21 protein-coding genes are annotated in these 23,636 nt (G+C 49.9%); 13 read left to right on the top strand and 8 right to left on the bottom strand.

The annotated features are described in order from the left end of the window. Positions 1-31: 31 nt before the first annotated feature. Together ANT_RS09775 and ANT_RS09770 are read right to left on the bottom strand one after the other, a co-directional pair. Positions 32-1,180: a hypothetical protein gene (locus ANT_RS09775; protein WP_155818101.1), complete on the bottom strand. Its 1,149-nt coding sequence runs from the start codon at positions 1,178-1,180 to the stop codon at positions 32-34. A gap of 17 nt (positions 1,181-1,197) precedes the next feature. Continuing rightward, complete coding sequence (locus ANT_RS09770; protein ID WP_041454893.1) at positions 1,198-2,403, bottom strand: glycoside hydrolase family protein; 1,206 nt, start codon at positions 2,401-2,403, stop codon at positions 1,198-1,200. Between the two features lie 111 nt (positions 2,404-2,514). Between ANT_RS09770 and ANT_RS17355 the strand changes: the two genes are divergently transcribed. From ANT_RS17355 to ANT_RS09750, 5 genes are all read left to right on the top strand, one after another. Then, entirely contained in the window at positions 2,515-2,760 is a 246-nt protein-coding gene (locus tag ANT_RS17355) for a hypothetical protein (protein ID WP_155818099.1), read from the top strand. A 342-nt stretch (positions 2,761-3,102) separates the two neighbouring features. Then, positions 3,103-4,953 carry a DUF4012 domain-containing protein gene (locus tag ANT_RS09765; protein ID WP_172634610.1) on the top strand — a complete coding sequence of 617 codons (1,851 nt, stop codon included), beginning with the start codon at positions 3,103-3,105 and terminating at the stop codon, positions 4,951-4,953. A gap of 9 nt (positions 4,954-4,962) precedes the next feature. Next, positions 4,963-5,499 (top strand): transcription termination/antitermination protein NusG, encoded by a 537-nt coding sequence (nusG, locus tag ANT_RS16405; RefSeq protein ID WP_013560349.1) that lies wholly within the window; start codon positions 4,963-4,965, stop codon positions 5,497-5,499. A gap of 148 nt (positions 5,500-5,647) precedes the next feature. Then, positions 5,648-6,199: a cytochrome c maturation protein CcmE gene (locus tag ANT_RS09755; RefSeq protein WP_013560348.1), complete on the top strand. Its 552-nt coding sequence runs from the start codon at positions 5,648-5,650 to the stop codon at positions 6,197-6,199. A 94-nt stretch (positions 6,200-6,293) separates the two neighbouring features. Next, a complete protein-coding gene (locus ANT_RS09750; RefSeq protein WP_013560347.1) occupies positions 6,294-8,351 on the top strand; it encodes a heme lyase CcmF/NrfE family subunit in 2,058 nt (685 codons plus the stop codon). 45 nt (positions 8,352-8,396) lie between these two features. Here ANT_RS09750 and ANT_RS09745 read toward each other — a convergent pair whose 3' ends face one another. Next, positions 8,397-9,749, bottom strand: coding sequence for a M28 family metallopeptidase (locus tag ANT_RS09745; protein WP_013560346.1), 1,353 nt, complete (start codon positions 9,747-9,749; stop codon positions 8,397-8,399). 60 nt (positions 9,750-9,809) lie between these two features. On the opposite strand from ANT_RS09745, the gene ANT_RS16400 reads away from it, so the two are divergent. From ANT_RS16400 to ANT_RS17350, 8 genes are all read left to right on the top strand, one after another. Next, positions 9,810-10,301, top strand: coding sequence for a cytochrome c-type biogenesis protein (locus tag ANT_RS16400; RefSeq protein WP_013560345.1), 492 nt, complete (start codon positions 9,810-9,812; stop codon positions 10,299-10,301). A 9-nt stretch (positions 10,302-10,310) separates the two neighbouring features. After that, positions 10,311-10,631, top strand: a complete 321-nt coding sequence (locus ANT_RS09735; protein WP_013560344.1) for a TlpA family protein disulfide reductase — start codon at positions 10,311-10,313, stop codon at positions 10,629-10,631. A 243-nt stretch (positions 10,632-10,874) separates the two neighbouring features. Continuing rightward, entirely contained in the window at positions 10,875-11,390 is a 516-nt protein-coding gene (locus tag ANT_RS09730) for a zinc ribbon domain-containing protein (protein WP_013560342.1), read from the top strand. 1 nt (position 11,391) lies between these two features. After that, positions 11,392-13,245, top strand: a complete 1,854-nt coding sequence (locus tag ANT_RS09725) for a c-type cytochrome (protein WP_013560341.1) — start codon at positions 11,392-11,394, stop codon at positions 13,243-13,245. Between the two features lie 5 nt (positions 13,246-13,250). Continuing rightward, complete coding sequence (gene ccmA, locus ANT_RS09720) at positions 13,251-13,988, top strand: heme ABC exporter ATP-binding protein CcmA (RefSeq protein ID WP_013560340.1); 738 nt, start codon at positions 13,251-13,253, stop codon at positions 13,986-13,988. Further along, entirely contained in the window at positions 13,985-14,662 is a 678-nt protein-coding gene (locus ANT_RS09715; protein ID WP_013560339.1) for a heme exporter protein CcmB, read from the top strand. The genes ccmA and ANT_RS09715 overlap by 4 nt, the downstream gene beginning before the upstream one ends. Position 14,663: 1 nt before the next feature. After that, on the top strand, positions 14,664-15,362 hold the full coding sequence (locus ANT_RS09710) for a cytochrome c biogenesis protein (RefSeq protein ID WP_013560338.1): 699 nt from the start codon (positions 14,664-14,666) through the stop codon (positions 15,360-15,362). Positions 15,363-15,380: 18 nt separating this feature from the next. Beyond that, entirely contained in the window at positions 15,381-15,542 is a 162-nt protein-coding gene (locus ANT_RS17350) for a hypothetical protein (RefSeq protein ID WP_155818093.1), read from the top strand. A gap of 42 nt (positions 15,543-15,584) precedes the next feature. On the opposite strand, the gene ANT_RS09705 is transcribed toward ANT_RS17350, so the two are convergent. The 5 genes from ANT_RS09705 to ANT_RS09685 form a co-directional block, all read right to left on the bottom strand. Further along, the gene (locus ANT_RS09705) at positions 15,585-16,616 is read right to left on the bottom strand and encodes a GNAT family N-acetyltransferase (RefSeq protein ID WP_013560336.1); all 1,032 of its coding nucleotides are present in this window, start codon (positions 16,614-16,616) and stop codon (positions 15,585-15,587) included. 25 nt (positions 16,617-16,641) lie between these two features. Beyond that, entirely contained in the window at positions 16,642-17,361 is a 720-nt protein-coding gene (locus ANT_RS09700; protein ID WP_013560335.1) for a response regulator transcription factor, read from the bottom strand. Continuing rightward, positions 17,333-19,516, bottom strand: a complete 2,184-nt coding sequence (locus ANT_RS09695) for a sensor histidine kinase (protein ID WP_013560334.1) — start codon at positions 19,514-19,516, stop codon at positions 17,333-17,335. Before ANT_RS09695 ends, ANT_RS09700 begins: the two co-directional genes overlap by 29 nt. Further along, complete coding sequence (locus ANT_RS09690; protein ID WP_013560333.1) at positions 19,513-20,394, bottom strand: CPBP family intramembrane glutamic endopeptidase; 882 nt, start codon at positions 20,392-20,394, stop codon at positions 19,513-19,515. The genes ANT_RS09695 and ANT_RS09690 overlap by 4 nt, the downstream gene beginning before the upstream one ends. 98 nt (positions 20,395-20,492) lie before the next feature. Beyond that, positions 20,493-23,633, bottom strand: a complete 3,141-nt coding sequence (locus tag ANT_RS09685; protein WP_013560332.1) for a PA14 domain-containing protein — start codon at positions 23,631-23,633, stop codon at positions 20,493-20,495. Between the last annotated feature and the right edge of the window lie 3 nt (positions 23,634-23,636).

Raw genomic sequence — 23,636 nt, 5'->3', positions numbered from 1 at the left:
CGCCGTTTTTGCTCAGAAATACCATACCGGCTTATGGGTAGGTGTTGTTCCAGAACCAGTTATATGCGTAATAGCCGGACTTGGAAGATTGCAAACGGATGGCGATGCGACTCTTCCCTCGCATGCTCTCTGGGATGGTGAATGTCAAAGTCAACGTGCCGCCTGAGCCACTGGAAATAGTCTCCACTTTAACCTCGTTGATACCCAATGTCCCGTAGTTATTCATGAGCACATCAAAAGTATCGTTTTGAGGAAAATTGCTGGTTACGATGGTAACGCTGGTATCCCGTACCACGCTTTGAATTCTAAAAGTCGGGATAACCCCAGGGGGAAGAGATGGAACAGGACTCTCAGCGGGCGGGGTACTGGGCGGGATAGAGGCTTCCGAAGTGGAATTATTCCAGAACCAGTTATAGGCATAATACCCGGAAGTTGGTGATTGGAGCCGAATAGCAATTTTGGTTTGCCCGCGCATGGCTTCTGGAATATTGAAGGTGAAAGTCAGGGTTCCTCCGCTGCCCGAATTGACCTGATCGACCTTGATTCCGCCAATACCCAGAGTGCCATAATAATTCATCAACACGTCAAAGGTATCGTTGGCAGGGAAGTTGGCAGTTTGAATAGTCACCGTTTTATCCCGTTCGACAGCAATAATCTTGAATGTGGGAATCACAAACGGTTTTGAGGGAGCCTGTCCGGTGCCACTGGTTGGTTTATTCCAGAACCAGTTGTAAGAATAGTACCCCCTCTGGCTTTGCAGGCGAATGGCGATTCTTGCCGCATCTTTCAGGAAAGAAGGGATATTAAAAGTCCAGGTGAGCACTCCCCCAGAACCCGAGTTGACAGTGGCAACTTTTTCGCCTCCGATTCCCAGTGTGCCGTAGTAATTCATCAGCACATCAAAATCGGTATTTGGGGGGAAGTTCGCAGTCCGGATGGTGACACTTTCCCCCGGAACCACCGAAACAATGAAGATGAGAGGAATGGGGAATGTGGGGGGTGGGGCTCCTACTCGCGTGGGAGTAGGGGTATCGGGGGGCTCACGCGTAGGGGTGATGGTAGGCAGAGTGCTTTGTCCCTGGGTGGCGCCTTGGGTTGTTGTCCATGTACCTCCCATCCATGCCAGAGCAAGCACAAGAGCAGACAACACCAACACAATGAATTTTTTCCCTGAAGACATAGAAAAATCCTTTCCGATCAGGGCAAACATCCTTCCTCTGGCATCAATGGAGCCATGTAGTTTATAAACGTTTGCCCGATCAAAGTGAGTTGTGGGGGAGAAGTATCAGGGTCGTATAGAGAACCTCCGAACCAGTAGCGATGTTCATTGAGACTATACCAGAACCAGCGTTGCACCAGACGATTCCCATCTGCCGGGAGGCCGGTGGTTGTACTGGTGGCTGTGCGTAAATAATCGAAAGTGTTCACCATGTATTGTGCCGTCACAGAGTCGGGTAAAGTGGTCAAATTGTCTTCTGGCCTGGTGATGGGAGGCAGAAGGCTTCCATATTCTGTGATCCACAATGGTTTATTTCTTAGATTATTATTGTACATCCATTGACGCATATTTTGAATGCGGGACTTGAAGCGGTTAATGTCGTAGGTTTGTGCCGGGGTAAGGGCTTCCGGGAGGATTTTGGTCTTGCATGTTCCATCTGGATTGGTGGTGATACAGTACAAATAAGGATCATTGTAATCTTTGGGAACGCCTGTGCCCCATTTATTATCGATGATTCCGTCATCATTGTGGTCTTCATCCTCGTTCAGGATGAATGCGTGAATGCTGAGAAAATCAATCAACCCGTATGCTGTAGAAGCATTTCCACTGTCCTGAATGAGTCTGGCAAGAGCCATTTCCAGATAGCGGAAACGTACTGCAGTGGGTTGAACAACACTGCCAAACCCCAGTTTGGCGGTAGGATCAGCCTGCCGAATTGCTGTGGCAATGACATAGTAGCGATGTCCATATTGACTGGCAGTGACATTGTCCTGGTAGATTCCATGTCCCTGGTACGTTGTATCCGGTTCATTGCCAATTTGCCAGTAACTGCCCGGGTAGGCTCTGGCAAGGTTTGCTGCATAATTGGCAACTTGGACGTCATCGAACGGATCGCTTACGCTGATGACTCGGAGGTAAGTTACATCCCCGGGAAGAACGCGGCCGGGATTGTTGTTCCAATCCACAAATCCGCCTACTTTGAATTGTGCAAGTGAAACGGCATACCCCGCGTTCTCAGGAATGGCTGCAATACCAAAACGGCAGGATGTGGTAGCCGCACGGCGAATCAGAGGTAAATACAATGTGGTGCTTGTTTGCGCTTGAGCAGGCACCGCCTGAACTGTCCCTGATAAGACAAGGAAGATACAAATGACAAGGGTGGAAAAAAGAGTTGGCTTTTTCATAGTGTGTCCCCCGTTTAAGTACAATTTTATTTCTGATTGGATTGAGTCTTTCTCTGGCGAGTGATGATGATCGCAATCACAACTCCACCTCCGATTACACTGAGTCCGCAAATGAGTAAATACAAAGACTTCAACCATTCAGTTGCAGAAACCATACCAGGGGTTTCAGGTGGTGCGGGCGAAGTGTTTGACGGGATGGGCGTTTGGATATCGTTTGCTTTAGCACCTTCACTTGTGGGAGGAATCGGAGATGGGGAGGATGCAGACGGTTGCACCTGGGTGGCTCTGCTCTCTTGTATTGTGGGAGTATTGGAGGACAAAGTGGAGCTTATTCGTGTTGGGGTATTTCTTGCCTGAGTGGGAAGGGGTGGGGTTGGTGAGGCTACAGGGTTGACTGCAGAGGGTGTGACCGAGGGAGCGGCTGTGGGAACCGTTTGCATTATCACGCAGGCGTAAGTAGAATGATATAGTAGAGAAAGTAAAAGACAGGCGAGAATACCCCCTGGCAGTAAGGTGCGCCTTAACTTTGTCCCCATGTTTGCTCCTGGGTGGTGGACAGTGATAATTCATTATAGCAATAAATCATCGTCTTCGAACGTTTCGGATTCGATTCAAAAATCCTCATGCGCAAACCGAAAGTCTTTGCGTTTCTGGCTTTTTGCGAGTATCCTCTTCCTGCTCGTTGTTTGGATCTCTATCTTGCTCTGGCATGCGGCCGGGCTTTACCAACTCATGCGTCAAGCCAAACAACTTAATCCCTCGGATTTTCTTCACGAGGCTCCTTCTCTTGTTCATCAGGCTCGCAATCACATGGAGGGGATTTACTGGGGGATGTTGCCTGTATTTCCGGTGGCGGATGCCCTGACATGGATTCCAGGATGGGGAAAACCTCTTTCTCAGATTGAGCCTCTGATATTGTATGGCGTGGCACTTTCTCGAGGCGCCGATGAAATGCTTCAGGAGATAGCCCCAGCCTTGAAATCTCTGGATGGACAGGTACCTTCCCCGGCATGGCTTGCTCAACTGGCTAATTCTCTTTTGGAAAAAAACACCTCAGCCAGAGAAGCAAACGGATGGTTTGTGGAAGCCTCTATAATTCGTAAAAATATTCACCCTGAATGGTTTCCGGAAAGATGGCGAACCATCTGGATGCAAAATGAGGCTTTGCTTTCAATGGCAGAATACGGAGGGCAAATGTTTCCCGTGCTTCCATCCATTTTGGGTGGTGAGCAACCGCGCCGATTTTTAATCCTGGCTCAAAACAACGAAGAATTACGCGCAACGGGAGGGTTTATTTCTGGCATTGGCGTACTGGAATTGAGAGGTGGAAAGATTGTAGATTTTGATATTGCCGATTCTTACGCGGTAGACAATCCGAATGTGGTCTATCCCTCTCCGCCTGAGCCCATGGCATATTACATGAAAGCCGGTTACTGGGTGCCTCGTGATGCCAACTGGTCGCCGGATTTTCCCACCACTGCTCAAAAGGCTCTGGAACTTTATGCGCTATCAACGGGGGAGAAGATGGATGGGGTAGTTGCCTTTGACCAGGTTTTTATCGTGAATTTGCTGGAGGCTTTAGGCCCCGTCCAATTACCTCCGTCTCAGGAAAAGGTAGACTCTCACAATGTGATGCAGTGGATGGTGGAAGCATGGGCGCCGGATTCTGGAACAACCGATGATGTCTGGTGGGGAAAACGCAAAGAGTTTATGGGGTTGCTCGCCAAAGCCATTCAACGCAAACTCAGCGAATCAAGTGATGCCAGCACCTGGTTGAAAGTGGCGCAGGTTCTTCTGAAAAATGTTCAATCCGGGCATTTCATGATTTTCCTGAATGATGGGAATGTTCAACAGGTGCTTCGATCGCTTGGTTTAGATGCCGGTGTGCACCCGGGAAAGGGTGATTTTTTGATGCTGGTGGACACCAATATGGGATTCAACAAAGCCGATGCTCTTGTGGATCGTTCGTTAGTCTATACCGTTGATTTGAGTAACCCTGAGCGTCCTGTAGCCAGGCTTCAGGTGCATTACCAGAACCATGCCCTGCCAGGGATTCCCTGTCAGCATCATGCTGAATATGGGGATACTTACGAATCTCTGAGACAAAGATGTTACTGGAATTACTGGCGTATCCTCACCCCTGCGGAAAGTCAACTTATATCTTCGCAGGTGCCGGCGATTTCGGCTGAACAACTGCTTATCCAAGAGCCTTATTTGGGGGAGGTGATAGTTCATTCAGAGGATACTGCATGGACAGAGTTTTCCGGCATGATTCTGGTCCCGGTGGCTTCCAGTGCAGAATTCTCATTGATATGGGAGTTACCTTCCTCGGTGATACAATCCAGTAATGACGGAAACCTATATTCATTACGTCTTCAGAAACAACCAGGCATCCATTCCTTGCTGGTGAAAATTATTGTCCGCTTTCCTGAAACAGTGAAAGTTTTTCCTATGGAGAATGGTTGGAAAAAACTCAACGAGAAGAACGAATGGGTTGGGCAGGTTGAGATTGTTGAGTCTATAGAAGAACTTAAGTTACTGTTTCGATAAGAATCGATCATGTCAAAGAAGTGGTACGCCATCCAGAGTAAACCCAATAAAGAACAGGCTTTATGTGAACAATTCCAGAGTCGTGGAATTGAGGTTTTTTATCCTCAAATCCGGGTTAATCCTGTCAATCCACGGGCAAGAAAGATTCGTCCGTATTTTCCTGGCTACCTGTTTGTTCATGTAGATTTGGATGAAGTGGGCTTATCTGTAATCCGCTGGATACCCTTCGCTCGCGGCGTTGTTTCCTTCTCCAATGAGCCCGCTTCTGTGCCTGATAATTTGATAGAGGCTATCCGAAGGCGTGTGGATGAAGTCAATCGGGCTGGGGGAGAACTTCTGGAAACCCTGAAGCCGGGCGAACCGGTGCTGATTCAAGAGGGCCCATTTGCCGGATATGAAGCCATTTTTGATGTACGATTGTCGGGCAAAGAACGGGTGAGAGTCTTGATTCAACTTCTAAGTCAGCGGTATATCCCGGTTGAAATGCAAGTCGGCTCTTTAAAACCTCTGAAAACCAAAAATAAGGACAAACCTCACCCTCTGTAAAGTGATAAATGCTATCCAATTTATGGTATACTCGCCTGTGCCTGTGAAATAATTCACAGAGCAAGCGAGGCATGCTTTCTCACTTTTTATTAATCCTTTTGTGACAGAATTAGAAAGTATAGGAAAGGTTTTCATCAGGAGGAACTTCATGGATCTGGCGCATCAACCCCAAGTAGAACAGAGTATGAGTCTTCAAAGATCTTCCACAAACAAATGGAAGTTTATTGTGGGTGGTTTGTTGATTATTGCAGCGGTAGTTTATCTGATTGTGTCTTCAGCAACAGCCAATGCGCAGTACTTTATGACGGTGGAGGAAGTTCAACAGCGGGGGGCTTCTGTGGTTGGACGTGAGTTGAGGGTTTCTGGGGCAGTGATTGGGGAATCGATTCAGTATGACCCCCAAACCTTGCGCCTGGAGTTTGTGGTGGCTCATACCCCTGGTTCTCAGAAAGAAGTGGATGCGCAGGGTGGAATGGCGGCTGTGCTTCATGCGGCCGTGCTTGATCCCAATCGCCCTCGCTTGAAAGTCGTCTATCTTGGCGTGAAACCCGATTTGCTGACCAATGAAGCCCAGGCTATTATGACTGGACGTTTGGGAGAAGATGGGGTTTTCTACGCTGAAGAGTTACTGCTGAAGTGTCCCACTCGATACGAGGAGGCTTTGCCCGGGCAGGCTGAAAACTCTCGTAATGGGAACTAATCCCTGTGGATGTATGAGGTTCTTTCTATTATCCTAACAAATTTTGGTGAGAAGGTTCTCGCCAAAATTTGTGTCTATCAGGAGAGCAAATAAGATGGTTGCGAATATCGGTCTGGGTTTTCTGGTGCTTGTTTTTCTGGTTTCGCTGTATGGGATTATTGCCAGCATCGTGGGGTTGCGAAAAAAATCCTTTGCCTGGGTTGAAAGCGCGCGTCTGGCAATGCTGTTAACTTTTCCTCTTATTTCTGTGGTAGTGGTTTCCCTGCTCATCCTGTTATTGACCAACCGGTATGAATACAGTTTCGTGTATGGTGTAACCAGTCGTTCAATGCCCCTGTATCTGAAAGTGACTGCATTATGGGGAGGGCAAGCGGGTTCATTAATCTTCTGGTCCTGGTTGCTTGCGGCATTTACCACTGCGGTTACCTTGCGCCAATGGGATCGGGATCGAGAGTTTCTCCCCTGGGTGATTTTGACGGGATTGGTGACTCTGGCGTTCTTCCTGAGCCTCTCCATTTTCTTTGAGAACCCCTTCAATCGCTTTTGGGGCACTGCTACAGGAGAGGTGGAAGCCGTCTTTCAACCGCAGGGTGCCATCCCCCTGATTCCACAGGATGGTCGTGGGCTTAACCCGCTTTTGCGTCATCCCGGAATGATCATTCATCCTCCCATGTTGTATTTGGGATTCGTCTCTTTTGTGGTACCGTATGCCTTTGCAATTGCTGCACTGGTCACAGGGCGTACAGATGACCGCTGGATTCGCATTACCCGCCGATGGACGCTGGTAGCGTGGTTATTCCTTTCTTTAGGATTGGTTTTAGGCGGGCGCTGGGCATATGATGTTCTGGGCTGGGGAGGATACTGGGGATGGGATCCGGTAGAAATTGCTGCCTTTATGCCCTGGCTGACAGGCACGGCATTTCTCCATTCGGTAATGATACAGGAAAAGCGCGGCATGTTTAAGCGCTGGAATATGATTTTAATTATTGTCACCTATGCACTGGTGATTTTTGGTACATTCCTGACGCGCTCGGGAGTTCTTTCCTCTGTTCATGCATTTGCCCAAAGTGCCATTGGCCCAATGTTCTTCGCTTTTATTGGTGTGACCTTTGTCATTTCTTTGTCCCTTCTTCTATACCGATGGGCAGATCTGGCTGATGAAGGTGTGTTATATTCGCTACTCTCCAGAGAGTCGCTTTTCCTGTTAAATAACTTACTGTTTATTGGCATTCTGATTGTGTGTTTCTCTGGAGTCATTTTCCCTCTGGTCTCAGAATTGTTAACCGGTCAGAAAGTTACGGTAGGCCCTCCCTTCTATGAACGGGCAACCGGGCCCCTATTTGCAGGGTTATTGCTTCTGATGGGAATTGCACCTTTATCCGCATGGGGACATTCTACCGTCAAGACGTTAGGAAAAGCCCTCTGGAAGCCTGCCTTGGTTTCCCTGCTAGCCATTCCTCTGGTACTCTTTTTAGGGGTCAGAAATGGCTGGGCAATCCTGGGGTTCTGGTTGGTGGTTTTTACCTCCAGCGTGACCCTCTACGAGTATGGGCGGGCAGTGCTTGCCCGCGCAAAACGCACTGGCGAATCCTTGTGGACTTCGTTGTGGCGGTTAGCCCAGAAGAATCGCCGCCGATATGGAGGATATACCATTCATCTGGGAATTGTCCTTATGGCGTTAGGGGTGATTGGAATTGAAATGTTCCAGTCTGAGACTCAGGCAACCCTGCGAGCGGGGGAGTCGGTTCAACTGGCAGGTTACACGGTGACCTTCAGACAACTGGATGAGTTTGATTTGCCCGATGGAAGAAACGTTGCGCGTGCTACAGTTGATGTTTATCGCGGTGGTCGGTATCTTGGCGAATTGCACCCCCGACGGGATTATTACTGGGATGCCAATCAGCCGATGACCATTCCAGGGACACGGAGTACGATGGAGGATGACCTGTATGTTTTGCTTGTGGACTGGCAACCCATTTCTTCGCAGGGCGCCACTTTCAAGGTATTCCACAACCCGTTGGTCAACTGGATGTGGTTTGGTTCTTTTGTGTTGATTTTGGGAACATTGATTGCTGCCTGGCCCGATCGTGACCTTGAACCACAGCGAATAGTAGCTTCCTCAGCGCTGCCTGTTCATGGAAGAGCCTCCTGAGGAAAGAGTTCCTCGTCTTTTCAGGATTGTAAGCACCTTAACAATTTATCTCTTTGTGGGAACCGGATTCTTTTGCTGGAAGGCTGAAGAAGCCCAGACACAGTGCGAGGGAAAAGATGTGCATCCTTCTGGTGAAATGGCTTCTACCATGTAACCGGCAAGTGGAAACACCTCTTCAGAACCTTCCCAGTGAAGCAGAGGGGTTTCGGTAATCATATTGCCGGTTGAATAACAGCCAGGATGGGCATGTAGCAAGCGATAGTGACTGGCATGTTCAACTTCTGTCCATTCAAGATGAGGAAGCCCTTGCAGAACCCGCACCTGAAGCTGTGGGATTTGTTGAAAGCATGGACTTTCCACTCCCGCTAAACTGGCAATCGTGGCTATCCCCGCCTGCGCAATCGCAAAACCAACGGGGAGGTTGATCTCTTCTATGGTATCGTGAATGGTGTGGTAATTGGGATTTTGATCCCGCTTTCCTGCACAGCCTGAAGTGGGAGCGTTGTAAAAATGGTTCTCCAGGACTTCGATTGCAGGAATGTCTGTCTCCCAGAAGGATGCATGGTCTGAGAAGGTCATGTTGTAACCGTCTATCAGATCGGTTTTGAGATTCAAATTGTAGGCAGAGATGAGCGATACCATGCACTTCCCCAGTGGCTTGGATTGTGGAAGGGTGCCCGTGTGAATTTCAAAACAGCCATCGCCATCCTGATCGTACCCGAACATGTCAAAGTTCAAAACCCCAGCCACGCCAGAAGTACCGTAATCTCTTACATATGCTTTGCTTCCGATCAAGCCCTGTTCTTCGCCTGTGAACCAGATGAGCCGAATGGTTCGGTCAAAGCGATAATGCCGAAAAATGCGTGCCATTTCCAGCAGAGTTGCCACACCACTGGCATTGTCCTCTGCTCCGGGAGCAAGGCGGAGGGGATCAGGGGAGATACTGTCCAGGTGAGCGGTAGCCAGAAGAAATTCTTCGGGGTGAGCAGACCCCGGAATAGTTAAGATAAGGTTCTTCCATGTCTCGCCACTGAACTGGAAAGATTGTTCTGCAATCCACTCTTTGGGGTACCACAGCAGTAGCCACTGGCGGATATACTCATACGCTTGGGCGTGAATGTTGCCCGAAAACAGTGCTGAAGAATAACGTGTGGTGATGCGGTAATTCTCTCCCCGAATTTGAACTGCTTCGCTCCCCGAAAGTTGACGAATCCACCTGCTCCAGTTTTCCTTGCTGGTAAGTGAGAGGATTTGTGAAACTTCCGGTGAAACCGTACAAAGAGGTAAATCCTGAACAGGAATATTGCGGGTTATTGCTCCCGGAGAAACGGGGAGCAAGAGAAATGTGAAAAATGCGATGACATAAAACAACCGATAAAAGAAAGAATGGAGTGCCATGGTTGTGATTCAGTGTAGCAAGATTGTGCTGGAAAAACAAGGCTGGTTTGTTGAGGTGAGATGAGCATGAAGAGAGCGCACCTTTGGATATTCTTTGGACTGGTTTTTCTGGCCGTTCTTAGCCAGATTGGGTATGCTCAGTCGCCTGTCCCGACCCCTTCAGATGATGAGGTGAACCGGATTGCCAAGCAGTTGTATTGTCCGGTGTGTGAAAATGTTCCTCTGGATGTATGTCCTACACAGGCTTGCAGTGAGTGGCGTGAATTGATTCGCCAGAAACTCATTGAAGGCATGACAGAGGAACAGATTAAGGAGTATTTTGTCCTTCATTATGGCGACCGGGTGCTGGCGGAACCCCCGCGTCGGGGACTTAACTGGCTGGTTTATATCTTACCGGTGGTGATTTTCCTGATTGCGGTGGTGATTACTGTGCGTATCCTGCGTTCGATGCGTAAGCCTGTCGCCGCGATGAGTAGCTCATCTTCTGCTTTAGAAATTTCCGAAGAAGAGTTAAAGCGCATTGAAGAAGCATTGAAAAAACAAGGGGATTAGGAGGAAAGGATGAGCGAGTCCACCGTTCCTGAAGGGCGAAGACTGCCTACCTGGATTATTGTTTTATCACTGATTGTGCTGTTGGCTTTCCTGGGCTTAATTGGGTGGGGTTTAAAACGTTCGATGAGTGGTCCTATCTCTATTGGACAAAAAGTGCCAGAGTTTCAAATGACCACCTTTGATGGACAAACCCTGCGAAGTACAGATTTTGCCGGAAAAGTAATTGTGCTTAACTTTTGGGCTTCATGGTGTAAACCCTGTGAACAGGAAGCCCGTGAGTTGGAAGAGGCCTATCAGTACTACAAGGACTCGGGGTTTTTCTGGGCTTAGCCTATGTAGATACAGAGTACAAGTCCAGAGAGTATCTAAAAAAGTTTGGTATTACTTATCCGAACGGTCCGGACCTCAGAACAGCGGTTTCCCAAATGTTCCGTATTCGGGGGGTGCCAGAAACTTATATTATTGATGCGAGTGGAAAACTGGCATATATCAAAATTGGTCCGTTCGATTCTACTCGCGAAATTATTGATGTAATTGAGCCACTCTTATCGCAATAACAGGAGACAAGGACTGATGGATGCTGGTTCATTGTTGATTATCCTTGCGGTTACAGTAATCGTAGGGGCTTTTATTGCCCGGCCTTTTTTTGTGGTTGAGAAGAAAAGCCGGGTACCCCTGGTGAATAACCCCGTAGAGCACCAGTATTCTGCTTTACTGGCGGAAAAAGAGCGACTTGCTCAGGCGTTGCAGGAACTGGATTTTGACAACGCTCTTGGCAAAATTCCTCAAGAAGATTATCCGCTCATGCGCGCTGCTTTACTTAAGCAAGCCGCTGAAGTTCTGCAGGCTCTGGAAAAACTTGAGCAGGAAATTGGCTTTCACGGAGTGTCTGTTGAAAAAGAGGTTCCAGGGGCTGTCCAGGTTGAACAATCTTCGGATGATATTGAGGAGTTGATTCGTCTGCGACGGAAGCAACGCCAGGAGCGGTCTTCCGGTTTTTGCTCGAAGTGTGGAAACCCGGTTCAGAAGTCCGATCGTTTCTGTCCTCGTTGCGGCAATGCTCTGGTTATGTTGGGTGAGGAGAAATAAAATGCGGAGACTGTTCCGTCAATTTTCATTGCTGGTATGGCTGTTGCTCTTTCTTCTTACAGGTTGTAGTGGATGGTCTTTGGCGGCAGATGTCACGCCACCGCCGAATTACACTCCCCAGGCTCCACGTCCGGTAGCGCAATCGGTCGCCGAGCCTTCGTCGTTATTCCCTCTCGTTCCTCCTGATCCTGCCCAGGGGAAGGTTATTTATGAGGAGAAATGTCTGCCCTGTCATGGCGAAAAAGGCGTGGGGGATGGACCTCAAGCCATGAACTTGCCCAACCCACCGCCTCCCATCGGGAGTCTTGAAGTTGCTCAAAATGCTCGTCCCGCAGATTGGTACGCGGTGGTGACTTCCGGGCGATTGGATCGCTTTATGCCCGGCTTTTCCGAGTCGTTGAGCGATCGTCAGCGATGGGATGTGGTGGCCTATGTCCTGTCAATGAGCATTTCATCCAGCGCGGTGGAGCAGGGTAAATCCCTCTTTGCGACTCAGTGCGCTGAATGTCATGGAGAAGATGGAAAGGGCATGGGGGCAGAAACAAACCTTTCTCGTCAAGAATTATTGTCGAATCGTTCTCTCCAGGAACTTGTAGAGGTAATGAGGAATGGAAAAGGGACTATGCCTCCTGTGGCTGGGTTGAGCAATGAGGACCTGCTTGGGGTAGCCATGTATCTGCGTACCCTGTCCTTCACAATGGTTCCTCAGGAAGAAATTTCCCGGTCTACACCCGAGAGTCAACCCTCTTCTGAAGCGGTTGCCGATCAGCCTCTCTCAAAAGTTGTCATAAAAGGGATGGTAAAGAATTCCAGAGGTGAAGCCGTAGCCGATGTTCCGGTGACGTTATATGTATATAGTGGCATGGAAATGACACTTGAGCGTTCAACAACTACTGGCACGGATGGAACTTACCGTTTTGAAGATGTTCCCTATGAAGCCCAACAAATTTACATTGCACAAGCCACTTTTGGAGGTGCTACGTTTAATTCTGAAGTTTTCCATGGAATAGATGCTCAAGGAACTGAACTGGTTTTGCCAATAACTGTGTATGAGACGACTTCTGATGTCAGCCTCGTAAAAGTTGAACGTTTGCACATTTTCTTTGATTTTTCCATTCCTGGAAAAGTACAGGTCGCCGAACTGTATATCTTCTCGAATACGGGGGACAAAGTAGTGGTGCCAGCATCCCCTGATCAGCCCGCTCTGCGTTTCCCCTTACCAGAAGGAGCGGCTAATTTACAATTTGATCAGGGAAAAATTGGTGAGAGGTATGTAATGCTGGATGGCGGTTTTGGCGATTTGACTCCCATTGCGCCAGGGCAGGGTTCATATCAGGTTTTGTTTTCCTATGAACTGCCTTATGAACGCAAAACCAGCATTAACCTTACCATGCCCTTTGATGTCACCGCCGCGGTAGTCCTGCTACCTCAATCGGGTGTGAAACTTCAAAGCAAGCAACTGATGCCGATGGGGCAACGCAATGTTCAGGATATGACCTTTGAAATGTTTACCGCAGGCAACCTGCAAGCCGGTTCTGCACTGGATATTCAACTCTCTGGAAAACCTGGAGGAAACACTGGAAATGCTTCCGGATGGGTTTCTATTGTGGTTGGGGCTGTGATGTTCGGGTTGGCGCTGATCGGGAGCGGTTACTGGTTGATCCGTCAACGTCGGCGAGCACAGCAGGATGTTCCCGAGATCCCAACCGGCGAAACCGAGGATGCACTGCTGGATGCCATCATTGCGCTGGATGATTTGTATCAGGCAGGAAAGTTACCCGAGAAGGTTTACCAGAAACGCCGCACGGAGTTGAAGCATCGCCTGGAAGCCGTCCGGGGTATAAAGAAAGAGTGAAGTTCATGGAAAACCGTGCATTGATTGAAGTGCAGGGTTTGGTCAAACGTTTTGGTCCCAAAGTGGTGTTGCGGGGGTTGAATTTTTCTGTTTTGCCCGGGGAGTTTGTGGCGCTTTTGGGTCCAAACGGTGCCGGCAAAACCACTTTTCTTCGTATTCTGGCGTCGCTGTCAAGCCCAAGTATGGGGGTTGTTCGTGTAGCCGGGTATCTCTTACCCAGAGAAGCTGCAGCAGTTCGCCGGAGATTGGGAGTGGTTTCCCATCTACCTCTGTTATATGGCGATTTGACGGCTGAGGAAAATCTTCGATTTTTTGGAAAGATGTACGGGGTAAATCCGCTGGAGGAGCGTATTCGGGAGGTGCTTCGGCAGGTGGGCTTGGAAAAACGCGCCAAAGATCTGGTCAGAACCTTCTCCAGAGGAATGCAACAAAGATTAGCCATAGGACGAGCCATTTTGCATGACCCGGACGTGCTTCTCCTGGATGAACCTCATACCGGGCTGGATCAGGATGCTTGCGAAATGTTAGATGCCATCTTAAGAGAGGAGTCAAGTCGTGGTCGTACCATCGTGATGACTTCACATGACTTGGCGCGTGTAGAGGATTTGTCCTCGCGTTTTGATGTGCTCTCTCGAGGCATTATTTGTGCGTCTGCCTTAAAACAGGATATACCTCAGGATGGACTGCTGGCATTTTACCGCCATGCGCTCGGAAATGGGCAGGTTCAAAGGGGGGTAGAATGAAAGGTTTCCTTCGGGCTATGCTGGCAGTGCTCTGGAAAGACCTTGCTGCTGAAATGCGCAGTCGGGAATTGCTTTCTGCCATGCTGGTTTTTGCGCTTTTGGTCATTTTTATTTTTAACTTTGCCCTCGATCTTGAACCTGCAACCCGTGCCAGTATTACCTCAGGTGTGCTTTGGGTCACTTTCATTTTTGCCGGTACTTTAGGGTTGAATCGCTCCCTGGCTATCGAAAAAGATCGCGGATGTCTGGATGGGTTACTGCTGGCTCCAGTGGATCGTGCAGCGATTTACTTTGGAAAAACTGCGGCAAACATGATCTTTATGCTTGTGGTTGCTGCGATTGTCTTGCCAGTGTATAGCATTTTCTACAATGTTAATTTGGTTGCCCGGCCGGGTTTGCTTCTCGTCATTCTCCTTGGGGCGGAAGGATATACTGCGATAGGGACCTTGCTGGCTACCATGGCGGTGCAAACGCGCACTCGCGATATGCTCTTGCCTATTTTACTTTTCCCGGTGGTTATCCCGGTGCTGGTTGCTGCTGTTAAAGCCTCGGCAGGCTTTTTGCAAGCCTTACCTTTTGAAGAAATTCAACCCTGGTTGAATTTGCTGGTTACGTATGACGTGGTTTTCACCGCAATTGCCTTTATGGTATTCGATTCCATTGTGGAGGAATAACATGAAAACACAACCTCGTTTGTTGGTCTTTACAGATGTTCTGGCTCTCTTAGCCATGCTGATAGCAACGGGTATGGTCTTCCTCTATGCTCCTATTGAACGAGTGATGGGACCTGTTCAAAAGGTCTTTTATTTCCACGTTGCCACGGGATGGGTGGGAATGTTGGGGTTCCTGGTGGCGGTTATAGCCGGGATAGCATACCTGATTACCCGCAAATCTCATTGGGACCTTGTGGGGGTAGGCGCGATTGAGATTGGTCTGGTTTTCATGCTGATTAATATCATTACAGGCTCTATCTGGGCACGACCCATTTGGAACACCTGGTGGACATGGGATCCGCGTTTGACCACTGCCACAATTATGGAACTCGTCTATGCCGCTTACCTTTTGCTCCGCCAGGGTATTGATGACCCTGAAAAACGTGCACGGTTTGGTGCGGTGTATGCCATTGTGGGCTTCATCAGCGTTCCATTGACATTTTTCTCCATCCGAATTTATCGTACCATTCATCCGGTAGTTATTGGGGGGGCAGATCCCACGGTGACGGGGTCCTTCTCCATGACACCGCCAATGGCGCAAACTTTTATGGTTAGCCTGATAGCCTTTTCGATTTTATTCATCAGTCTGTTGTGGCACCGTATTCGTCTGGGAGAGTTAGCCCAGCGGGTTGAGCAATTACGTTTGAAATGGATGCGTTAGGAAGAGATGGAGGTTTTCATGGAAGGTCCAGCCAATACCCTTTCATATATGCTTTTAGGGTATGGTGTCATTTTTGGCATCATGCTGATTTATCTGGTCAGTCTTGCGGTCAGAACCCGGAATCTGAAGCAGGATGAAGCCCTGCTTCAGGAATTAGACAAGGAAAACTCTCAAGAGTAAGAGCAAATCCCCCGCCAGGAACTTCCTGACGGGGGATGATGCTTAATTATTGGGTAACGTGATAATGAGTCGGTCCAGAAAGCGGTCCACAGCGCCAAACCGATACTTGTACTCTTCATCCCCTCTCATGAAATCAAATGCCTCGCGGTGATGTTCATTTGCCCACTGAAGTTGGTAGGCGACCAGCACCCATCCCGGTGAGAAATCCCAAAACCCCGGGTTGATGCCGGAATTGTAAATCCACAGACGGTTCAGCATATCAAATGCCAGGTATGCTGCTGCTTTGATGCCATCAATTTCCAAAAAAGCCAGATGTAAAATCCCTTTCTGATGTGCCCAGCGAATAACCTGTTTCATGAACTGACGCATCGGAGGAGTTAGAAATCGCTTTTTGGCTTCGTCAAACTCCATTAGTTGTATAAAAGCATTTATTTCTTCTTCCAGATGTTTTCCATCCTCTACCCGATACCAGCGTGTATTGAAACCCGAGGCTTCCAGACGTCGAATTTTCCTGCGAACTTCATGGCGTTGTTTCTTGTCCAGGGTAGCAAGATATTGCTCCCAGTCTCCGGGGAGTAAGATTTGTGGACAGCGATAAGCCCTCTCCGTTTGGGTGCTTCCTCCCATCCTTTGTGCTGTTTGGGTCAGGGCTTGAAGAGTCGGAGATGTTTCAAAGAGATTGTATAAATCGAGCATTTCCCATTGGGGTAGGGAGAGTTGACGCACAAAGGGGAGCAGTTGCTCACAAAAGTCCGCAAGGTACTCAGGTAAGACAACGAAATCCAGATAATCCGAGACTTCTACACTCCCCAGCAACATTAATCGAGGACATCCCCGAAAGTCAGGGGTATAGAAGAGGGGGGCAATACCTACCAGTTGTCCTTGATACCGTGCGGTAATCAGTACCAGTTGACACTCCTCCTGCCATTCACCTCCGCCACGGGTTTCCCACCAGATGGCAAGGTAATCCGGGTCTAAAAATGGAACATGGCAGGTGCTTTTGGGAAGTAGTTCAGACCACTCACGAATAAGTTGGGGAGAGAAACTGGAATGACAATCAAATTCAAGGTTCATGATGCTCTCTACCAGGATGTGAAACTTAGGATTCAGGAGAAGGAAGAATATCGGTGCCGGTTCCCAGACGGTAACCGTAACCGCGCACCGTTCGAATCCAGCGCGGATGTGTGGGATCACTTTCAATTTTTTGCCGTAACAGCCAGATATATCGGCGAACTGCGGAACGGTCGGAAGAGAGATAAACTCCCCATACCTGTTCGCTCAGTTCCTGTTCGGAAACGGCTCGTCCTTTGTTTCGTGCCAGGTATTCCAGGAGGCGAAACTCGGTAGGGGTTAGCGGAATCATTTGTTCTCTGCCGCGCCATAATTCGCGTTTGTCTAAATCCATAATAAATTCCCCAAAGGTAATCTGATTTTTCCGCTGGGCAGGCAGGGAACGTTGAGCACGGGCAAGAATGGCTCGGATGCGTGCTGCCAGTTCAGCAAAACTGAAAGGTTTTGTCAGATAATCATCTACCCCAAGTTGAAAGCCGCGTAATTTATCCTGTTCAGAGGTCTTTGCCGTTAGTAAGATGATGGGGATGTCAGAAAGTTCATGCAAACGCGAGCAAACTTCCCATCCATCCATTCCAGGCATCATTACATCCAATACGACAAGGTCGGGATGTTCCTGATAGGCTAATTTCAATGCTTCATGTCCGTTATTTGCTGCAAGGACTTCAAATGCCTCAGCACGCAGGAAGTCCTGCAAGAAGCGAAGCAGTGTCGGGTCATCATCCACGATCAAGACTTTCGGCTTCATGGTCCTCCCCCGCTTCCATCTGCACAATCGGCAGAGAGCAGGTAAAACAGGCTCCCCCCTCAGGTAGATTTCTGACCATAATTGTACCATTCATTGCCTCCAGGAGGCGCTGAACCATGTACAAACCAAGTCCATGACCGTAAATCGTTTGGGAATCGCTCATTCTGGAGCGAAAGAATTGAGTGAACAAAAGCGGTAAATCTTCCTCCGGGATTCCCTGCCCATGGTCACGGATTTCCAGAAAGCCTTTATCTTCCTTGCTCCATGCCTTCACCACAATTTCCCCTTCTGGAGCGTATTTCATGGCGTTGTCCAGAAGGTGGAACAATACACTGGTCAGGGCTTGCTCATCTGCCAGCAAATCAGGGAATTTGTCGGGAATCTCCCAGCGAATTCGGCCGGCATTGGGGGTGTGGGAGAACTGCCTCTTAACAACCTCAATGACGGAATGCACAGAGATTGGTGCAAGGAATAAAGGCATTTTCCCCGCATCCAGGGCACTTAAATCGAGGATGGATTCCACAAAACGGGTCAACCTCAGAATTTCAGATTGCACCAGTTGCAGGGTTTGCGTGGCGTCACGCGGCAGGCGTTTTGAGCGCAGTAAAAGCAACTCGATGCCTCCACTGATATTGGTCAAAGGCGCACGTAATTCATGGGAAACCAGAGAGACGAAGTCGGACTTCAACCGGTCAAGGTTTTTCAAGGCGATATTCTGGCGTTCCAGTTGTTGATAGGCTTCGCTCAGGCTGGCGGTTTTTTCTGCTACACGCTGTTCCAGTTCCGCATTCATTCGGGAAAGTTCCGCGTGAGCATGGGCAATTTCTTCGTAGGCTTTTTGCAGGGCAATTTGTTGTTGTTTTATCTGGCTTAAATCGTGAGCGGTTCCGGCAATGGTTTTCCCTGGAACCAATGGCCGAAGGGCTAACATGACTGGAAGGGATAAACCATTGCTCAACCGTTGGACTTCCACTTCTCCCGTCCATCCAGATGATAAGCCTTCCTTAATCCATAAGGTGACCCCCGCAGAGGGGCGAAAGATTTGTTGCAGGGGAAGCCCGGTGATTTTTTCAGGTGAATCTACCCCAATCAATTCTAAAAAAGCCGGGTTTGCTAAACGCAGATGCCCTGTGGCGTTGCAGATAAAAGTAGGCTCGGCAATGTGATTGACCAGATTAGCGTACTGCTGATACTCCACTTCTCCAGTCATAATTCCCTGGCGAGCAATAAGCACCAGTCCCAGGAATACAGTTCCCCACAAGCCCAGAGGTTCGGATTTCCCACTGAATTGCCAGAGAAGTAAGGTGTACCATCCCAGCACAATCACATTAACCAGCGGAAGGTAGTTCCTGATCCGTTGAATAAGGAAGCGAAGCACACGGGGAAAACGCGGAATCTCATCCGGTTTCGTTTGCATCTGCACCCATGAGGATAAGATAAAGAAACCATCCCCCAAAGTCCATCCCAGATCGACCGGGCTCCCCGGTATATAGGCGTTTGAATTAGCCAGATATACGTAAGCCAGATCGCTCATTGTGTATGCCAGTAGCCCTGCTCCAATCCACCCCAGAGATTGGGAAATAGACTCAACTTCGCTGGTTTGAAAGATGAGGATTAAAACCAGTAACAGGACGAGATCCATGCTGGGATAAAGAATGGCAAAACTTCCCGTACCAGTGACAGTGAGTACCTGCATCACCGGTTTCAGGAGGATGAGCCAGGAGAGAATGACCACGGCACTGGCATTAATCGTAACATCCATCCACAAGCGCAGTTTGCTGACTGAAGGGAGCGTTTTGCGTGGCGATTGCAGGATGCCTGCCAGGATCAGCCCCGCACCCACGGTAAAAACAATTTCACGCAGGGAGGAAAACAGTGGTGAGCGCGTCGAGGAAATGATCAGGAAAAAATCACCCGTCCACCATAAACCCAGCCCTACACTGATCCATGTCCACAGTCGGCGGTTTGACCCCGAAGGAAGATGGTGACGGGTATATAACGCCGTGACCGTTGCGACGGTTCCGCTGAACCATAATGCCAGCCCTCCACCCAGCGCTCTTTCAGAAGGATGCCCGGCAGGAAAGAAAATCCACAATGCGTAGAGGAATAAATAGAACAGAATAAACCAGCGGATTCCCTTTGATGTGCTGTTCATAAGATCAGGTTCCAGTTAAGGATCATCAGGAACACATTGGCAAACGCATGGGTAAGGAGTGCCATGCGCGGGTCACTGGAGGAACGGGTTAGCCATTGAAGCAGGAGGGAAAAGATTAAAGCAGGGAGGAATAAAAGAGGCCTTCCCTGTACGAGGGCAAAGAGCAATGCGGATGCCCCACCGGCTTGGATGGGAGAGAGCCTGAGAGTTAATGCCTGAAAAAAATACTTCCTAAAAAACAATTGTTCGGAAATGGGCAGGATAAGCACCCCCAGGAAACCCGCCACCCATTTTTGTATGGTCTCTGGAGCAGGAATGACACCAGGATTGACCCCCAGCAGGCGAGCGCTGAGGTGATAACCAAACAGACTCATGAGTGCTAGCATCCACCCCAGCAAAAAGGAAGCCCCAAGGGTAAGAAGTGGCTGAGAAATGGGGGAAAACCACTGGCGAACAGGGAGGATTTGGGGAAGCATGAAGAGGAATAAAAGACTACCCTGAATAATCCAGACCCATGGTGCAGGGAGAGCAAGAATTTGCTGGGGAGAGAAAAACGTCGGCAGGGTTTGGGAGATCCCCAACCCGATGGCTACAATCCACACCGGAAACACAAGCACAACAGGGGTCAGCACGTAAATCAGAAGGAAAATGCGCCAGACGGGTGGAAAGGTTTGCAGTTCAGCAGGTTTTCGTCTCAGCAGTTCTACTGCCAGCACACTCATGAGCAAAAGGGAAAAGCCCAACCCAATTAAAGCCCATACCAGCCGTTGGGAGAAAAGATCTGCGGGGCGAAGGTAAAGCGTCACACTGAGCGCTGTAAATGTAACGGCGCTCAAAATCAATCCCAGAATCAGCCAGACTCGCGCAGAAGGCTTCATGGTACTTTTATTATAGCCAGTCTTTCCGTTAGAAGAGTTTCTTAAGCAACAAGTGCGCCTTTGAGGAGGCGCACTTGTTCTCTATCCAGGTTCGGAGACTATCCACAACCACCCAGGTCAGGCGGGGTCAGACATTTGGTCGGCGAGGGTGTGGGTGTTCTGGTTCGCGTAGGTGTGTAGGAGGGACCCGGTGTGGGACTGGGGGTTCGCGTTGGCGTATTGGTCGGTGGTGGTACGGTGGTCTTGGTGGGCGTGAAGGATGGCGGTGGTGTGTTGGTACGGGTAGCCGTATTAGTGGGCGTGTTGGTGGGGCGTGGTGTATTGGTGCGGGTAGGCGTGAAGGTGACGGTTGGAGTGGCACCTTGCAAATTCAGGGTGTAAGTAATGCGCGTGGAATACACCCCCACCTTTGTGCCGTTGATGGTCACACCGCTATCTTCGGCGATGATGCTGATGGTGTAGGTGTCGTTGGTGATCAGAATATCGTCGCTGGTGTTGCTGGGTGTGCCAGCGTTCCACTTATCCACATAGGGGTCCTTGAGGACGCAGTTGCTTCCGCTTCTGCCAAACAAACAGTATGGGGAAGCATTGGTGTCATAGTAGTGCACCATCTGTCCGGCAGAGTTAAACACCGTGAAGTACACGCGGTTGACCGAACGCCCGCTGGCAACCGTCACATTTGCCCGTACCGAGAATTTTCTGCCGGTGCCAGTCACGGTTTGAGCGGTCACAGTTGGACCGGTTACGCCTGTCAGGGTTGCCTGGCAGGAGAGATTGCCCACACGGTAATATACCGTCCAGCGGAAATCGTCTCCGTGATAGTAGTTAAACTCGGCTGTAGGCAATTGCGGACTGGTGAAGGAGGCTTTCTTCCACTTGCTGTCTACCCTCAAGCGCAGATTGCCGCTGGTGCTCACCGGGATGGTGTAGGGGGTGGTGAAGGTGTGATCCCAATTGGTGGGTACGCTTGCCAGTGCCAGCCCGCCGGAGGGGATGGTGTAGATGGTAGTCGTGCTGGAAGCGCCTTTCCACTCATACAGGGTGAGTTTCTTTGTCGGGCGGGTTTCGCTGGCAATGGTGTGCCAGTTTTCTATCCACGAACCGGCAATACGGTCAATGGTTACCGGGTAGATGGGGCTGTTGTTCTGCATGAAAGCATTCATGTAGTACGTAGAAGTCTCATCATGCAGGTACAGTTGATCCGGGCTGTTGAAGGTCAGCACGGTGCAAACCGGCGTTGGCGTGGCGGTAGGCGTACGTGTGGGCTGAGGAGTAAGCGGCAGGAGGTATTTTTGCGGAATCAATTCCTGTACCGGGATGTAGGGACCCTGCCAGGCAACAGAGACATGGTCGCCGCCACCGCCTTCCTTGAAAATGGCTTCCATGTAGTACTTTTGCCCGGCGGTCAGGTTAAGGGTAATGGACTGTTGCTCGGCATACTTGTTGTATTCGCCAGCGTTTGTCCATCCGGGTACGCTGGCAATGGTGATTTTGTTGGCAGGGTTCTCGTCCGGGCTCATGTTCAGCACGCCGTTGTCGTCGCTTGCCAGCCAGAAGGTATATTCTCCGGTGTAAGGCGCGCACAGGTAAGCCTGCAACCGTGAGCCGTAGTTATCTGCGTTGCGAGAGTAGTTGAAAGTTGACAGATACCCGTAATCATTAGGATAGGCGGGGTAGTCGGGCAGGGAGGTCAGGTTGCTTACACTGGTCCCGCTGACGCCAGTCCAGTCTTCCCGCAATACGCCTTTCTCGCCTTCGCACAGCACCGGGGTAACCACCTCAGGTTCTGCCGGTGCCAGATATTGTCCGTCGATTAGTGTTGGCTCTGTACCAATGCCCGGACCGGACCAGGCTACCGAAAGGTGATCGCTTCCCGTGCCTTCTTTGTGCAGGGCTTCAATGTAGTAGAAGGTGCCGGCTTGCAGCCAGATGCGTGCTGAACGGCGGGTATCGTTGACCGTCCAGTTATCCTGAGACGTGTAAGTGTTCAGGTAAGCAATCTGCACGGCACGCGAGGCGTCCATATCCGGGCTGAGCAGTAAACGGCTGGCGTCGTCGCTGGCAATGTAGAAGGTGTATTCACCCGAGTAAGGCGGGCAGATATATCCACGGAAGCGTGTGCCGTAGTTGTCGCCGGTATTGGGTGTCAGGCGGAAGGAGGTTGGGTAAGTGCGTTCATCCGGGAAAGCCGGGTAATTCGTGCTGGCGGTGAGATCGGCAACAGTGTTTCCATTAATGCCATTGAACCTCTCCAGCAAGATGGTACCGGTGTTCTCGCAGTGGACCGGTGTTGGTGTTGGTGTGAAGGTTGGCGGGGTCGTTGGCGTGGGGGTGCGGGTGGGCGCCATGGCGATTCCCCCGGTCAAACCGGTAACGCGGGAGGTGCGGAATTTCTCCACCAGACCTTCGCGGCTGGAATTCAACCGCAACGTAGGCCACCAGGAGCTCAGGAAGGGGGTAATCAACGTGTGACGATAGGTGAGGATAATGCGTACCCGATCACCCGGACCACCTGCGTCGTCAATGTAGCGTTTGTTTGCTCCACGGTTATCCACACAGACCATCGGGAACAGATGGTCATTGCTGACCACGTTATCGTAATAGTGCGGATCTTGCGGTGGGCCTTCCATGAAGAAACCACTATCACGGCTGGAGCAAATCATCACATTCAGGTAACCTGGAGCGGCAGGGTTTCCACGATAGTTCTGGCTGAAGGTGGACTGAGGAAAAGTCAGGTATGCCAGATAATCTCCGGAGACAGCCGGGCCATTTTCCCAGGCAATGCCTGTTGCCCCTGCCAGCGCGGCGTCACGAATGGAGGGTAAGCGCGCCCAGTCCTGGAGGGCGCTGGTGTATTCATCCCAGCGTGCAACTGGATTGCCGTTGATTTTGTCCGGTACCATACAGTCAATGCGTCCATCGGCACGATCCAGATTTTCCAGTTGGGTACGTCCTACACTGGCAAAAATGGCTCCCGGTTGGGTCAGTGCAGCAATGGCATCATCGCAGTAGTCCGGGTTGTAATCGCCGGTAATGGCAAAGCGAATGCCAAAGCGTGCACCGTTTTCCAGTGCCAGCCAGGCTTGCATGATGCGCCCAAACTCAATGACGCCGAAGACCAGCAACAACAACACCGGCAGAGCCAGGGCAAATTCCAGCAACCCTTGCGCCGGGGCTGAAGGACGTATTCGCTGGCGTGTGGCAGAGAGCAGTTCTCTTACATTTTTCAGGATTCTCATAAC

The sequence above is a fragment of the Anaerolinea thermophila UNI-1 genome (assembly GCF_000199675.1).
GTDB classification, from domain to species: domain Bacteria; phylum Chloroflexota; class Anaerolineae; order Anaerolineales; family Anaerolineaceae; genus Anaerolinea; species Anaerolinea thermophila.
The sequence above is the reverse complement of the archived record's forward strand: the minus strand, read 5'-3'. Positions and strand labels throughout refer to the sequence as shown.

What these genes read in the sequence shown, in the direction of transcription:
- ANT_RS09690 (WP_013560333.1), bottom strand. Translation starts at nt 20,394, where the DNA reads ATGAAGCCTTCTGCGCGAGTCTGGCTGATTCTGGGATTGATTTTGAGC.
- ANT_RS09700 (WP_013560335.1), bottom strand. Translation starts at nt 17,361, where the DNA reads ATGAAGCCGAAAGTCTTGATCGTGGATGATGACCCGACACTGCTTCGC.
- ANT_RS09710 (WP_013560338.1), top strand. Translation starts at nt 14,664, where the DNA reads ATGAAAACACAACCTCGTTTGTTGGTCTTTACAGATGTTCTGGCTCTC.
- ANT_RS09725 (WP_013560341.1), top strand. Translation starts at nt 11,392, where the DNA reads ATGCGGAGACTGTTCCGTCAATTTTCATTGCTGGTATGGCTGTTGCTC.
- nusG (WP_013560349.1), top strand. Translation starts at nt 4,963, where the DNA reads ATGTCAAAGAAGTGGTACGCCATCCAGAGTAAACCCAATAAAGAACAG.
- ANT_RS09770 (WP_041454893.1), bottom strand. Translation starts at nt 2,403, where the DNA reads ATGAAAAAGCCAACTCTTTTTTCCACCCTTGTCATTTGTATCTTCCTT.
- ANT_RS09735 (WP_013560344.1), top strand. Translation starts at nt 10,311, where the DNA reads ATGAGCGAGTCCACCGTTCCTGAAGGGCGAAGACTGCCTACCTGGATT.
- ANT_RS17355 (WP_155818099.1), top strand. Translation starts at nt 2,515, where the DNA reads ATGAGTAAATACAAAGACTTCAACCATTCAGTTGCAGAAACCATACCA.
- ANT_RS17350 (WP_155818093.1), top strand. Translation starts at nt 15,381, where the DNA reads ATGGAAGGTCCAGCCAATACCCTTTCATATATGCTTTTAGGGTATGGT.
- ANT_RS09695 (WP_013560334.1), bottom strand. Translation starts at nt 19,516, where the DNA reads ATGAACAGCACATCAAAGGGAATCCGCTGGTTTATTCTGTTCTATTTA.
- ANT_RS09730 (WP_013560342.1), top strand. Translation starts at nt 10,875, where the DNA reads ATGGATGCTGGTTCATTGTTGATTATCCTTGCGGTTACAGTAATCGTA.
- ANT_RS09715 (WP_013560339.1), top strand. Translation starts at nt 13,985, where the DNA reads ATGAAAGGTTTCCTTCGGGCTATGCTGGCAGTGCTCTGGAAAGACCTT.
- ANT_RS09755 (WP_013560348.1), top strand. Translation starts at nt 5,648, where the DNA reads ATGGATCTGGCGCATCAACCCCAAGTAGAACAGAGTATGAGTCTTCAA.
- ANT_RS09750 (WP_013560347.1), top strand. Translation starts at nt 6,294, where the DNA reads ATGGTTGCGAATATCGGTCTGGGTTTTCTGGTGCTTGTTTTTCTGGTT.
- ANT_RS16400 (WP_013560345.1), top strand. Translation starts at nt 9,810, where the DNA reads ATGAGCATGAAGAGAGCGCACCTTTGGATATTCTTTGGACTGGTTTTT.
- ANT_RS09745 (WP_013560346.1), bottom strand. Translation starts at nt 9,749, where the DNA reads ATGGCACTCCATTCTTTCTTTTATCGGTTGTTTTATGTCATCGCATTT.
- ANT_RS09685 (WP_013560332.1), bottom strand. Translation starts at nt 23,633, where the DNA reads ATGAGAATCCTGAAAAATGTAAGAGAACTGCTCTCTGCCACACGCCAG.
- ccmA (WP_013560340.1), top strand. Translation starts at nt 13,251, where the DNA reads ATGGAAAACCGTGCATTGATTGAAGTGCAGGGTTTGGTCAAACGTTTT.
- ANT_RS09705 (WP_013560336.1), bottom strand. Translation starts at nt 16,616, where the DNA reads ATGAACCTTGAATTTGATTGTCATTCCAGTTTCTCTCCCCAACTTATT.
- ANT_RS09775 (WP_155818101.1), bottom strand. Translation starts at nt 1,180, where the DNA reads ATGTCTTCAGGGAAAAAATTCATTGTGTTGGTGTTGTCTGCTCTTGTG.